At 63.6% G+C, this 13,656-nt stretch carries 13 protein-coding genes; 8 read left to right on the forward strand and 5 right to left on the reverse strand.

Going from position 1 to position 13,656, the window contains the following annotated elements:
- The 5 genes from ACY3GB_RS17805 to tssJ all read right to left on the reverse strand — a co-directional run.
- The coding region (locus tag ACY3GB_RS17805; RefSeq protein ID WP_463089908.1) for a type VI secretion system Vgr family protein at positions 1-741 on the reverse strand (741 nt) is incomplete at its 3' end.
- 17 nt (positions 742-758) lie between these two features.
- Positions 759-1,238 carry a type VI secretion system baseplate subunit TssE gene (gene tssE / locus ACY3GB_RS17810; protein ID WP_463089909.1) on the reverse strand — a complete coding sequence of 160 codons (480 nt, stop codon included), beginning with the start codon at positions 1,236-1,238 and terminating at the stop codon, positions 759-761.
- Complete coding sequence (gene icmH, locus ACY3GB_RS17815) at positions 1,235-1,936, reverse strand: type IVB secretion system protein IcmH/DotU (protein ID WP_463089910.1); 702 nt, start codon at positions 1,934-1,936, stop codon at positions 1,235-1,237. Before icmH ends, tssE begins: the two co-directional genes overlap by 4 nt.
- A 7-nt stretch (positions 1,937-1,943) precedes the next feature.
- Positions 1,944-3,290, reverse strand: coding sequence for a type VI secretion system baseplate subunit TssK (gene tssK, locus ACY3GB_RS17820; protein WP_463089911.1), 1,347 nt, complete (start codon positions 3,288-3,290; stop codon positions 1,944-1,946).
- Between the two features lie 46 nt (positions 3,291-3,336).
- On the reverse strand, positions 3,337-3,897 hold the full coding sequence (tssJ, locus tag ACY3GB_RS17825) for a type VI secretion system lipoprotein TssJ (protein ID WP_463089912.1): 561 nt from the start codon (positions 3,895-3,897) through the stop codon (positions 3,337-3,339).
- Positions 3,898-4,034: 137 nt separating this feature from the next.
- On the opposite strand from tssJ, the gene ACY3GB_RS17830 reads away from it, so the two are divergent.
- From ACY3GB_RS17830 to ACY3GB_RS17865, 8 genes are all read left to right on the forward strand, one after another.
- Positions 4,035-4,892 (forward strand): M15 family metallopeptidase, encoded by an 858-nt coding sequence (locus tag ACY3GB_RS17830; RefSeq protein WP_463089913.1) that lies wholly within the window; start codon positions 4,035-4,037, stop codon positions 4,890-4,892.
- 61 nt (positions 4,893-4,953) lie between these two features.
- Positions 4,954-8,709 (forward strand): type VI secretion system membrane subunit TssM, encoded by a 3,756-nt coding sequence (gene tssM / locus ACY3GB_RS17835; protein ID WP_463089914.1) that lies wholly within the window; start codon positions 4,954-4,956, stop codon positions 8,707-8,709.
- A gap of 16 nt (positions 8,710-8,725) precedes the next feature.
- Positions 8,726-9,742, forward strand: a complete 1,017-nt coding sequence (tagF, locus tag ACY3GB_RS17840) for a type VI secretion system-associated protein TagF (RefSeq protein ID WP_463089915.1) — start codon at positions 8,726-8,728, stop codon at positions 9,740-9,742.
- Positions 9,743-9,776: 34 nt separating this feature from the next.
- The gene (tssB, locus tag ACY3GB_RS17845) at positions 9,777-10,283 is read left to right on the forward strand and encodes a type VI secretion system contractile sheath small subunit (RefSeq protein WP_463089916.1); all 507 of its coding nucleotides are present in this window, start codon (positions 9,777-9,779) and stop codon (positions 10,281-10,283) included.
- A complete protein-coding gene (gene tssC / locus ACY3GB_RS17850; RefSeq protein WP_166439973.1) occupies positions 10,280-11,758 on the forward strand; it encodes a type VI secretion system contractile sheath large subunit in 1,479 nt (492 codons plus the stop codon). Before tssB ends, tssC begins: the two co-directional genes overlap by 4 nt.
- A gap of 69 nt (positions 11,759-11,827) precedes the next feature.
- Complete coding sequence (locus ACY3GB_RS17855; RefSeq protein WP_021475346.1) at positions 11,828-12,325, forward strand: Hcp family type VI secretion system effector; 498 nt, start codon at positions 11,828-11,830, stop codon at positions 12,323-12,325.
- 74 nt (positions 12,326-12,399) lie between these two features.
- Positions 12,400-12,837 carry an OmpA family protein gene (locus ACY3GB_RS17860; RefSeq protein WP_166439972.1) on the forward strand — a complete coding sequence of 146 codons (438 nt, stop codon included), beginning with the start codon at positions 12,400-12,402 and terminating at the stop codon, positions 12,835-12,837.
- A gap of 110 nt (positions 12,838-12,947) precedes the next feature.
- The coding region (locus ACY3GB_RS17865; protein ID WP_463089917.1) for a type VI secretion system Vgr family protein at positions 12,948-13,656 on the forward strand (709 nt) is incomplete at its 3' end.

Consider the following 13,656-nt stretch of genomic DNA (forward strand, 5'->3'; position numbering starts at 1 on the left):
GCCGGGCACGATCTGGCGGCTGGCGTTCCAGTCGGTGAGGCCGTCCTCTTCTTCGGTGGCGTCGCTGCGGTGGAAGCGGACGCGCTCCACCTCGGCCGGCGGCAGGCTGTAGGCGTCGTCGAATACCACCAGCTTGACCTGCGGGCTGTCGCCGTCGACATGCTCGAAGCGCCAGGCGTAACCCTCTTCATGCAGCAGGCGGACGATGAAGCTGAAGTCGTCCTCGCGGTACTGCAGGCAGTAGCTGCGCGGCTGCGCCGGGCCGACCTTGAACTCGATAGTCTGGGCGCGGGCGAACACCGGGTTGGCCGCCTGGTGCTCGCGGACGATCTGCTGGACGATGTCCGGCACGCTCAAGTCCTGGAACACGCGCGAGGTGCGGCGGTGGCGCAACAGCGCGATCGGCGGCTCGATGGTCAGGCCGTATTGGGCGAAGCCGCCGTCTGAACCCATCAGCCGGGCCTGGCTGACTACGCCGCAGCGGATGGTTTCCCGGCCCTGGGCGTCGGCGATGCCGATGCGGGCGGACTGGCCGAGCAGGGTCTTGAGTTCGATGGCGCCGTCGGGGGAGAGGCAGGTAACGGCATAGCGATAGGCCTTGGACACGCCCTCTTCGCCATCCAGGCTTTGCGGCAGCAGCTGCTCGGCGGCGACGGATCCGCTGCCCAGCTCCAGGGTGAGCAGGCGCTGGTCTTGGTTGAAGGCGGAGGCGAAGGAGGAAAGCAGAGTGCTAAGGTCCATGGTCCCAATCAGGGCGTTTAGCCCTGTACCTTGTAAACGTTGGAGGAAAGTTGCAGCGTGGCGTCAAAGGTGACCGGCGGGCGGTGCGGATGCACTTTGAGCACGGCGTCGACGCGGAAGCGCAAGTGGCGCTCCATCTCGCGCGGGGCATCCAGATTGACGCGCACGCGCGACAGCCGCGGCTCATGCAACTCGATCGAGCGGCGCAGCTGCTCGCGCAGCAGTTCACGGTCGTCTGGGTTCAGCAGGCTGATGCCGGACAGGTCCGGAATGCCGAAGGTGAGCAGGCTGTCGCGCGCCTGGGGAAACGACTCCATCAACTCGTCCAGCGGCATCAGCCGGGTGTTGAGCAGCGCTTCCAGGTCGCGCGCCAGCGCCCGTTTGAACTGGGGAAGTTCAAACAGGCTGATCGACTCGATGTGGCTCTGGTCCGGCTCGTCGTCCAGCAGCCGATCCAGCACCGAGGGCAGGATCTGCGCGTGGCGGGAGGCGCTCATAGACCGAATAGGGACGAAGCCTGGCGGGCCAGCATCCAGCGGAAGGCGACGAAGATGCCGGCGCCGACGATGGCCAGCAACGCGAAGTACAGCCACAGCGGCAGTTCGTGGCGGACAAAGGCCTGGAAGCGCTGCGGCAGTTGCCAGTTGGGAGCAAAATCGGCCTTGCCGCCGCGCACTTGCTGGATTTCCTGGCCCAGCTTGTGGGTCAGGTAGCCCAGCTTTTCCTGGCCTTCCAGCAGGTACTTGCCCTGGAAGCCCAGCAGCAGGCAGGTATAGAACACTTCCAGCGGCTCGATGTTCTCGGCAGGGCTGTTGCGCAGCTGCTCCAGGCGGTTGAAGAAGCCTTCGCCGGCCAGGTGCTCGCCGAACAGGCGCAGCTGCAGCGGCATGCGCTCCCATTCGTCGCGCAGCGCGAAATCGGAGGACAGGATGATCTCGTCCATCAGCGCGCAGAATGCGTATTTCGCATGGCTGATGGCGTTGTTGTCCTTGCTGAAGTTGCGCGCGTTGCGCTCGAACTGGCCGAGGAAGTGGTCGACGCGGCGGTTGAATTCCACCGCGCTGCTCGGCGCGTTGCCTTCCTTCAGCAGGAACAGCAGGTAGATGCCGTCTTCCAGCATCTCGCGCATGGACGGCGCCGCCGGGGCGGAGACGGCGATGGCGCGTTCAGGGGTTTGGGTGCTTGCTTGGTTCATGGTGTGCTCAGCGGAAGACCGCGATCAGTTCTATCGAAATATTGGCCAGGGTTTGCGGGATGTAGATGCAGACGCTGCGCGATTGCAGCATGCGGCTGTAGATCTCGCTGCCCGGCTCCAGCGCGAAGTAGTGGTTGCCCACCCGCACCGGAATGGCGGAAGGGGTTTGCGCCGAATGCGCCAGGCTGACGCCGCGCATCGCCGAGTTGAGGATGCGCTCCACATCGTCCGGCGCGCCTATCTTCAGCTTGAGCGGCACGTTGTCGATGATGTGGCTGGCCGGCTGGTCGCTCTGAACCGACAGGTAGAAGTCCACGTTTTCCAGCAGGCGGTCGCTTTCCAGTCGGCCGATGTGGAAGGACGGGCGCGGCGAGTGCAGCGGGATGACCTTGTAGCGCGCGGAAACCACGGTTTCCAGCAGTTCGCGGATCTGCAGGTCCAGCGGCGGGAACACTTCATGCAGCTTGTCGTGGCGGTAGCCCGGGATATCGGACAGCGTGTACAGCGTGGTGAAGGTCTGCAGCTCGCCGCAAAACTCGGACAGCGCCATGTACAGCTCTTCCGGATGCAGCGGCTGGCATTGCGACAGGTGGCGCAGGCGCGCGAAATTGCGGTTGACCGTGTGCAGCAGCCAGAAGGAGCTGATGTCGGCGGAGCCGAACTCCATCACGCTCTTGGCGCGCTCGCGGTGGGCGCCGGCCAGCGACTGGCTTTTCACCAGCAGGATGTCCAGCAGGCGGCGCAGCATCTGCATCAGCTCGGTGGACCCCTCGATGGCCAAGAGCGGCGGCAGGAATTCGCGTCCTACCCCCCATTGGCCGGTGGCGTCCTTTTCCAGCTGGCACAGCGGGATGGAGTCGTAGCCGTCGCGGTTTTCCTCTTTCAGCATCAGCTTGACGTCCAGCTGCAGCGTGGACAGGTCGGCGGCCAGCGCCTGGGTGTACAGATCGGACACCTCGCGATGGTCGCTGTGGAAGCGGGTGGGGCGGGCGCTGGCCTCGCCGTTGCGGGTGTTGCCGCCATAAGGCTGCAGTTGGGCTAGGCAGGCGTACAACGTGGTTTTCACGCCGGCCTGCGGCAGCGAGGCGAGGTCGCGGCTCAGCGGCAGCGGGGTATGGGCGGGCGCCTGGAGCAGGGTGCCATCGCGGAACAGCAGCGTCAGCTCGTCCACGCGAACGAGGCCGCCCTTCAGCGCGGCCTCATCCAGCGCCAGCCGCTGCACGCCCCAGGCGTGGCGGTGAGTCAGATGCAGCAGGCTGGCCTGGGTTTGTTCCTGGAACAGCGCGTGCTGCTGGAAATGCTGCGGGCGCAGGAACATGCCTTCGCCCCATAGGATTCTTTGTGCTTGAAGCATTACAGCTTGAACCTCGGCATGAGTTTGTCGCGGGGAGCCGCGTTGATTAGTTGCGGGAAGCCGGGCACTCGACCGCGCCGCTCTTGGGCTGGTCGGGCAGTTGCAGGGCTTCGGGCTTGATCGCCTGCAGATAGCAATCGGCGACCTTGAATTTCAGGTCTTTGCTGCGCACGCGATTGGCGTCATATAACAAGCGCCAGAATTGCGGGTTGGGCTGTCTGAAATATCCAATCACGCCGACGAAATTAGCGCCCTCGTCAATGGTGATATCCATTTCCTGTTTGCCGCCGGGAACGAATAACAGCTCCTTGCGAGATAATACGGAAGAGCCAAGCACATTCTCGATTGGTTTGCCACTGGCCAAAAGGTCAGGTGTGAGTAATTTGAATTCCTGATCCGATTTCAATTGGTAAACCTGAATCACGACGGATAGCGGTTTTCCGTGTTTGTCGCGGTTCAACATCTGGCTGGCCTCGGTGCTGAGCGTGATATTCTTCGGGCCTCCGCAGCCGCCGAGCAGCGGCAGCGCCAAAGCTGCGAAGATCATGCAAGTTTTTTGCCAGTGCTTAGTGAAGTCCATATAATCCACACCCAAATAGTGGTTCATTCTACAGAATTTGCCAGCGAGAAGTCAGGGAAACCCTGTCTGGTTTTGAAAGGGTACTTGACTTCTTTGCAAATCAAATCAAGCATATCGCGTATTTTGTCGGTTCATCAATCGTTTGTTTTTTATAAAAAATTCCAATGCTGCTTTTCGTGCCGCTGATTGTGGCCGGTATCGTTCTTCTATTGCTGTGGCTCGGCTGGCGGTTTTTTCTCGGCGGAGCGCAGCTCCAGGTGGAGCGGGCGACAATCGCAACCCCAACTGAACTGGCGTGCGAGCCGGCAGACATTCCGGCCGTCGAAGCGCCCCCCTCGCGCCCGCTTTCCGGAGGCGGAGGCGTCTTCGGCTGGATGAAGGCGTGGCCGGTGGGAATGCTGCTGCCGATGCTGGCCCTGCCGCTGGTGGCGGCAGTTGTGGCAATAACGTTGCACTTTGGCGGCTATCACAAAGATCCGCAGTTCGTGCCCGGAGAGTACGCGCATGGCAACCAGATTCGCCAAGCGCTGCTGGAGGAAAAACTGGTGCCGCCGCCGCCGCTGCCGCCCAGCGCTTTCGTGGATGCGGTGGCGGAAAAGCCGCAGTTGGCGCTGGATAAGGCCGATCGCGACTGGAGCCGGATGGACCCGGCATTCGTCCAGGATGTGCTGCGGGTGATGGAAAGAATGAAGGCGCGCGGCTTCCCAATGGTGCTGCTTGAGGGGTACCGCAGCGCCGAGCGCCAGAATCGATTGGCGGGCGGCAGCACCAAGGTGACGCAGGCCAAGGGTGGGGAAAGCAAGCATCAGTATGGGCTGGCGGCCGATCTGGCGCCGGTGCGGGGCGGCAAGGTGGTGATTTCAGAGCGCGATCCGTGGGCGATGCAGGCTTACAACGCGCTGGGTGAAGAGGCGCAGGCTGCCGGCTTGACCTGGGGCGGCGTGTGGAGTTTCCGCGATTACGGCCACATCGAGCGTGCCGGTTCGCTGCGGGCACTGTTGGCGCAGCGCAACAAAAAATGATTTCAGCTTCTAAGGGAAGGTAAATTCGGTGTTACACAAAGGTTGGCTACGGAATGCCAAGGTGGCGTCTGCCATCGGATTCTTGATCCTGATCGCGCTGATCTGGTGGCTGGGCCCCTGGCTGGGCCTGAAATCTGTCGAAGCGCGGCTGGGCTGGATCGTGGCGGTGATGATCGTATGGGTGCTGGCGCTGCTGATAGGCCAGGCGCTTGGCCGCCGCGCTAGCGGCATGCTGGAAGGCATGCTGCGGCGGCAGGCCGACGACGCGGTGATCAACGCCAGCGCCGACAAGCGCGCGGAAGTGACGCTGCTGCGGCAGCGCCTGCTGGGCGCGATCGACACGCTGAAGAAATCCAATCTCGGCAGCGCCCGCGGCAGCGCGGCGCTGTATGAGCTGCCCTGGTACATGATCATTGGTCATCCGGCGGCGGGCAAGAGTTCCGCGATTCTGCAATCCGGCCTGAGTTTCCCGTTCAGCGACAAGAGCGGCATCCAGGGCGTGGGCGGCACGCGCAACTGTGACTGGTTCTTCTCCACCGAGGGCGTATTGCTGGATACCGCAGGCCGCTACGCGACCGAGAGCGAGGACCGCACCGAATGGCTGGCCTTCCTCAGGCTGCTGAAGAAGCACCGCGCCAAGGCGCCGGTCAACGGCATCATGGTGGCGATCAGCCTGCCGGAACTGGCGCAGCACAATAGCGAGGGCTTCGTGCTCTACGCGCGCCAAGTGCGCGAGCGCATCCACGAGGTGTGCAATACCTTCGGCCTGATGGTGCCCATCTATCTGGTGTTCACCAAGCTGGATCTGCTGGGCGGCTTCGCCCAGTTCTTCCACGACGCGGGCGAGGAGGAGCGTTCCCGGGTCTGGGGCGCGACGCTGTCCGCCGACCAGGGCACCGGCTTCGACGCCGGCGCCGTCGTGGCGCAGCAATTCGAGCAGCTGTACCGCGGCCTGGTGCAGATGGGTGAGGAGAAGCTGGTGGGGGCGCGCGGCGACGCGGTCAAGTCCGCCCATTTCGCCTTCCCGATCGAATTCCACGGCCTGCAGGAGGCGGTGGTGAAATTCGTCCGCCTGCTGTTCGAGGAGGATCCGTACCATTCCCGTCCGCTGCTGCGCGGCTTCTACTTCACCAGCGCGCTGCAGGAAGGCGTGCCGCGCATCGTGACCGCCGGCCGCGTGCAAGGCCAGTTCGACCTGTCTTCCGCCGGCATGGACAAGCATCAGGTGCCGGCCTCGTACAGCTACTTCCTGCGCGGCCTGTTCCGCGAAGTGCTGTTCCCCGACCAGCACCTGATCTTCCAGCAGACCAAGCCCAGCGGCAGCCGCTGGCGCTTGGCTGGCATGGTGGCCGGCCTGGTGACGCTGGCCGCGGTGGCGGGCGCTTGGACCTGGTCCTTCGTCGGCAACCAGCAGATGATCGCCCAGGTGAACGCCGAGCGCGTCCAGGCGCAGAAGCTGGCCGCGTCAGGCCAGTTGTACGACCGCCTGAACGGCCTGCTGATCCTGCAGCGCCGATTGGAAGAACTGCAGACGTACCGCCGCAACGGCGAACCGTGGCAGATCGGCCTGGGCCTGTATCAGGGCGAAGAGCTGGAGCGCAATCTGCGCAAGGCTTATTTCGCCGGGCTGAAAGACGTGATGCTGCGCCCGGTGCAGAAAAACCTGGAGACCACGCTGGCCGCGCTGAAGCCTGGCGCGGTGCAGCCAGTGGCGGTGACCCAGCCGCCCAAGCCGGAACCCAAACCCGAAGCGAAGCCCGCTCCGGCGCCGAAACCGGCCAAACCGTACAAGCCGCGTCCCAAGCACGGCTTGCCGAACATCCAGCTGGGCGCGTTGGAAATGCCGCAGCGGGCGACCATGGGCAAGCTCGACGCCTCCGCGCCGGCGGCGGGCGCTGCCGCAGCGGAAAGCGGCCAGCCGCAGAAGTCGCAAAAGCTCGACGTCGCCTACAACGCGCTGAAAACCTATCTGATGCTGCATGACCGCCGCCGGATGGAGGACGCGCACTTGGCCGACCAACTGCCGCGTTACTGGCGTCCGTGGCTGGAAAGCCAGCGCGGCGAGTATCCGGTCAGCGAGGTGATGGGCCAGGCCGAGAAGCTGGTGGCGTTCTACGTCAGCCAGATCAAGGAGCCGGACCTGCCCTTGATTGACAACGACGTCAAGGTCGTGGCCGACGCCCGCGACGTGCTGCGCGGCTCGTTCAAGCAGCTGTCCGCCCAGGAACGCGTGTTCAACGAGATCAAGGCGCGCGCCAACACCCGTTTCGCGCCGCTGACCGTGGCCCGCATCCTGGACAACCGCGACATGGACATCATGGCCAGCAGCCAGATGGTGGAGGGCGCCTACACCCGCGAGGCGTGGAACACCTATGTGCGCGCCGCCATCGATGAGGCTAGCAAGGGCACGATACGCAGCGACGACTGGGTGCTGGCTTCCAGCACTCAGGACGATCTGGGCAAAGATGGCGACGTGGAGAAAAACCGCGCCGCACTCGAGGCGCTGTACCGGTCCCAGTACATCGCCGCCTGGCATAAATTCCTGGCCGGCGTGGTGGTGCGCGACATCGCCAACCCGGCGCAGTCGGCTTCGGCGATGACCCGTCTGGCCGACAAGCAGAATTCGCCGATCAAGCTGATTCTGGCGCGCGCGGCCCAGGAGACTTCCTGGGACAATCCGTCGGAGTTGAACCGCTCGCTGGAAACCGCCAAGCGCTCGGTGCTGGAGAAAACCACCGAGTTCTTCAAGAGCGGCGACACGCAGGCCGCGGGCAAGAACGAGAAGCAATACGGCGTGGTGGGCGCCCATTTCGCCGGCGTGGCTACGCTGGTCAAGGGCGACAACTCGCCGATCAACAGCTACCTGGACCAACTGGCCAAGCTGAAGGTGAAGATGGCCGCCATCGCCACCACCGACGAACCCGGCCCGCAGGCCCGCACCGCGTTGCAATCCACGCTGAACGGCTCCGGTTCCGAACTGGGCGATACACTGTCCTATGTCGACAACACCCTGCTCAACGGCGCAACCCCGGATACCGTGGAAATGGTCCGTCCGATGCTGGTGCGCCCGCTGTCGCAGTCGTACAGCGCGCTGCTGGGCCCGGTGGCGCAAGACATCAACCAGGCTTGGGCCAACGAGGTGTTGCCGCAGTGGCGGCAACTGGCCAGCAAGTATCCGTTCAGCGACTCCAACAGCAGCGCGTCGGTGGCCGACATCAACCGCTTCGTCAAAGCCAACGACGGCACGCTGGACAAGTTCATCAACAAGTACCTGACCGGCCTGGTGCAGAAGAAGGGCGACGAACTGGTGCCGCGGGCCTGGGGCAACCAGGGCGTTCGCTTCAATCCGCAGTTTCTCAGCGGCGTCAGCAACCTGATGGCCCTGGCCAACACCCAGCTGCAGGATGGCGAGAACAGCCGTTTCGAGCTGCAGCCGCTGCCGACGCCGGGCTTGTCCGAGATCGTGCTCAGCATCGATGGCCAAGAGTTGCGCTATCGCAACGGCCCGCAGCAATGGCAGCCGTTCAATTGGCCGGGCACCAATGGCGAAGGCGCGCGCATTCAGGTGGTCAACTATGCCGGCGCCAGCACGGTGGTGGGCAACCAGTCCGGCCGCATGGGCCTGATGCGCCTGCTGGCGGCTTCCAAGGTCAGCCAGGAAGGCGACGGCGCCGCCCAGCTGACCTGGGCGCTGCCCAAGGGCAGCGGCGCCGAGGGGCAGACCGTTCGCTTCAATTTCCGCATGCTGGGCGGCGTCAATCCGCTGCAGTTGAACCGCCTGTACAAACTGACGTTGCCCGAGCGCGTGACGTTGTAATGGAGAGATGAACGGCATGCCGCTCAATTTCAAGCGCACCCAGGAGGTGCCACCGCAATTCTGCATTTTCGGCAAATTGCCGCGGCGCGCCGATTTCGTGCGCGTCAACGCCACCCACCCGGCGGCGATGCAATTGGACCAGTTGCTGGCGCAGAGCCTGCAGCGCCTGGAGTTCACCGAGGAGGCCACGCGCGACTACCTGGCCATGGCGCCGACCTCCTTCGTGCTGCAAAGCCGCGACCACAACTGGCTGTCGCTGGGCGTGATCCAGCCCAGCCGCGACGAGGGCGGCCGCAACTACCCGCTGGTGGCGGCCTCGCTGGTGGCGATCGACCCGGCGCTGCCGTCCACCGCCATCCTGCTGCTGGCGAATGAACTGTTCTTCACCGGCCTGAAGGAGCAACTGTCCAGCGCCATCGAGAACTCGGTGGAAATGCTGGCCTGCAAGCAGTTTCTCGAGGAGCAGCTGCGCTTCGGCGCCTCGTCGGTGGCCGACATCGATCTGGCGCAACAGCTGCTGGAGAAGCACTTGTCGGTGACGACCGCAGACGCGTTGTCGCGCAGCTTGAGCGCGGCCGGCCGCGGCGATCTGGAGTCGGTGCTGCTGGCCTTCGTGTTTCATCACCGGCTGCTGAAGAAATTCCGCGACAGCCTGCCGGTGCAGGCCTATGTGCTGCCCTTGCCGGCGATGGAGGGCGACAACGTGCTGGCCGCGGTCACCTGGCTGGCGCTGTACCACGCCGCCACCGACAACGGCGCGGCGCTGGAGCAATGCCTGATCGTGCGCCGCCCGGAAGGCCATTTCCTGGTGCTGTTGCCGGCGGGATTGAATGAGCAGATCGCCAGCCAGTGCTGGGGCGCGCCGCTCGATTCCAAGCACGTGGTGGATATCGACGACGTGAAGGCGCCGTGGCGCAATCACCAGGCCTATGCCGAAGCGGCCTATGTGCTGGGGCGGCAATTGAACGATCCGGGCCTGTCTTTAGCACAGTTGCGAACCGTTCTATCCAGTCTCGCGCGCAATATTGCGTAGTTTAGTTTTGAACCTTTTTGAATAGAGAAGAGCCATGGGCAAGGAAAGCACTCAGAAAAAACTGTCGAGGGTCCGTCCGCCTCGCGTGCAGATCACCTATGACGTCGAGATCGGCGACGCGATCGAAACCAAGGAACTGCCGTTCGTGCTGGGCGTGCTGGGCGATTACTCCGGCCACAGCAAGGAGCCGCTGCCGAAGATGAAGGAGCGCAAGTTCGTTCAAGTCGACCGCGACAACTTCGACGAGGTGCTGAAGGGCATGGCGCCGCGTCTGGCGATGAAAGTGGACAACGCGCTGAAGGATGACGGCACCCAGCTTGGCGTGGAGCTGAATTTCGAGAGCCTGTCCGACTTCGAGCCGCAAAACGTGGTGCGCCAGATCGATCCGCTGAACCAGTTGCTGGAGGCCCGCACCCGCCTGGCCGACCTGCGCAACAAGCTGGCCGGCAACGACAAGCTGGAAGAGCTGCTGGACGAAGTGGTGCGCGATACCGAGAAGCTGCGCCAGATCGGCGGCAAGAAAGAAGGAGGCGAGCAGTGAGCGCGGAATTGCAACAACAGGCGGCGCCGGCCGCGGCTGACGGCGTCAGTCTGCTCGACAGCATCATCGAGCAGAGCCGCATCGCCACCAACGACAGCGAAAAGAGCCACACCCGCGATCTGATCGGCGAGCTGGTCGACCAGGTGCTGCAAGGCAGCGTCACCGTCTCGCGCGACCTGTCCGCCAGCATCGACGCCCGCATCGCCGAGATCGACAAGCTGATCTCCGACCAGCTGAACAATGTGATGCACCACGCCGAGTTCCAGAAGCTGGAAGCCTCGTGGCGCGGCCTGAACTACCTGGTGATGCAGTCCGAGACCAGCACCCAGCTGAAGATCAAGGTGCTGAACGCGTCCAAGAAAGACCTGGTCAAGGACTTCAAGGCGGCCGCCGAGTTCGACCAGAGCGCGCTGTTCAAGAAGATCTACGAAGAAGAGTACGGCACCTTCGGCGGCGCGCCTTACGCCGCGCTGGTGGGCGACTACGAATTCACCCGCCACCCGGAAGACTTCTACCTGCTGGACGAGCTGTCGCACGTGGCAGCCTCCGCCCACGCGCCGCTGATCTCGTCGGCAGATCCTGGCCTGTTCGGCCTGGAAAGCTTCGCAGATATCGGCAAGCCGCGCGATCTGGCCAAGATTTTCGATACCGTCGAATACGCGAAGTGGAAGTCCTTCCGCGAATCGGAAGACTCCCGCTACGTCGGCCTGGTGCTGCCGCACGTGCTGGGCCGCCTGCCGTACGGCCGCGACAATGTGCCGGTGGAAGCATTCGATTTCGAAGAGAACGTCGACGGCAGCAACCACGACAAGTATCTGTGGACCAACGCCGCTTACGCTTACGCCGCGCGCCTGACCGACGCCTTCGCCCAGTTCGGCTGGCTGGCGGCCATCCGCGGCGTGGAGGGCGGCGGCCTGGTGGAAGGCCTGCCGGCCCACACCTTCAAGACCGACGACGGCGAAGTGGCGCTGAAGTGCCCGACCGAGGTGGCGATCACCGACCGCACCGAGAAACTGCTGTCGGATCTCGGCTTCATCTCGCTGGTGCACTGCAAGAACACCGACTACGCCGCCTTCTTCGGCGGCCAGTCGGCGCAGAAGGCCAAGACCTACAACACCGACTCGGCCAACGCCAACGCGCGCCTGTCGACGCAGCTGCCGTACATCTTCGCGGTTTCCCGCATCGCGCATTACATGAAGTCCATCATGCGCGACAAGATCGGCAGCTTCGCTTCGCGCCAGAACGTGCAGGACTACCTGAACACCTGGCTGGCCCAGTACGTGCTGCTGGACGATTCCGCCAGCCAGGAAGCCAAGGCCAAGTATCCGCTGCGCGAAGCGCGCGTCGATGTGGTGGAGGTGCCGGGCAAACCGGGCGTCTATCGCGCCGCCGCCTTCCTGCGTCCCCATTTCCAGCTCGACGAGCTGACGATTTCTTTGCGTCTGGTGGCAGAGCTGCCGCAACCGGCCGGCTAACGCGGCGCATTGATTATTTGGGGGAGTCCCGCCCCCATTTTTTTGAACCTTGTTTAAGGAGAAGTACAGATGGCTTTTGATGCATTTCTGAAAATCGATGGCATTCCTGGTGAGAGCGGCGACGACAAGCACAAAGACTGGATCGAAATCCAATCGTTCAGCCACAAGCTGGAACAACCGGCTCAGGCTTCCGCCAGCACCGCCGGCGGCGCTACCGCCGAACGTGTGAACCACGGCGTGTACGAAATCACCCACTTCCTGGACAAAGCCAGCCCGAAGATCTACGAAGCTTGCTGCACCGGCAAGCACATCAAAGAGATCACCATCGAGCTGTGCCGCGCGGGTGGCGACAAGGTGAAGTACATGGAAATCAAGATGGAACAAGTCCTGATCTCCAAGGTTGAGCCGCATGGTTCCGCCACCGACAGCGGCTTCCCGGGCGAGAAGGTCAGCTTCAGCTACGGCAAGATCAAGTGGACCTACACCCAGCAGAAGCGCGCCGACGGCGCCGGCGGCGGCAATGTCAGCGCCGGTTGGGACCTGACCGCGAACAAAGTCATCGCCTAATTCCAGCAATGGAATCCAGACCCGCCCGGCCCCGGGCGGGTTTTTAAGTTTTTTATCACTTGGGGAAAGTCGCTATGAAACGTTTGTTGATCGCCGTGGTTGTCGCCTTATCTTGCGCTGCCTGCAAAACGGCGCCGACCAAGGAGCAGGTGGAGGCCAGCAAGGCCGTCGCCGCCGCCAATGATGCCAAGGCGCAGATTGCCAAGCAGGCTGCCGCCAACTACGCGGCCGACGCTACCCTGGTGCCGTTTGAAAAGATGGACGCCAAGCTCAATCCGGTGGGCGAGGCTCAGCTGGACCTGTTGCTGCCCAAACTGAAGACCGCTAAATCCGTTCTGATCCGCGGCCATTGCTATCGCCGCGATATCGGCAACGCCAAAGCCGCGTCCCAGACCCGCGCCGCTAATGTGCGCGAATACCTGGTGAACGCCGGCGTGCCGTCCAGCAGGATCACCCTGCGTTACGACACCGAGCGCCCGGTGCATGGCGTGCGCCTGATCGTCAGCGACTGATAGATGTTGTGAAACTGCCGCCCCGTTGCCGCATCTCCGCCGATATCGGCGTGAGTTCCACGGAGCGGCATCAAAGAATTCAGATACAACGATAACGGATAGATCGCGCCATGGACCTTAGCACTCTGCTTTCCTCCTTCGCCTCCGCCTTCAACCAAGACCAGCGCCTGCTCACCCTGGAGCTGGGCAGCGGATCCGTCGCCGCCGAGCAGCTGCTGCCGCAAAGCCTGGATGGCGAAGAGGGCGTGTCCAAGGCCTATCGCTATGCCGTTACCTGCCTCTCCCCCGACGGCGCCATCGAACTCAAGACCCTGCTCGGCCAGTCCGCCCGCATCGGCATCGCCGACGCCCAGGGCCGGGAAACCATCCGCTGCGGCGTAGTCAGCCAGGCCCGGCTGATGGGTTCAGACGGCGGCTTCGCCCAATACGGCCTGACCATCGAGCCGCCGATCGCGCTGTTGCGCCACCGCCGCACCTCGCGCGTGTTCCAGGACTTGAGCGTGCCGGACATCGTCCAGCAGATCGTCCGCGAGCACCAGGCGGCCAACCCGGTGTTCGCCCGCGCCCAGACTATCGAGTTCAAGGTCGGCCCGGCGCAGCCGCGCAGCTACTGCCTGCAGTACCGCGAGGACGACTTCAGCTTCATCGTCCGCCTGCTGCATGAAGAGGGTTACGCCTGGCGCTTCGAGCATGTCGACGGCGACAGCCCGCAGGTCAAGCTGGTGGTATTCGACGACGCCTACAGCCTGCCGCCGGCCGAGGTGGAGCGCGTCCGCTTCCACCGCAGCGACGCCACCGAAGAAGAGGACGGCCTCACCG

Source organism: Chromobacterium sp. Ag138 (assembly GCF_055181315.1).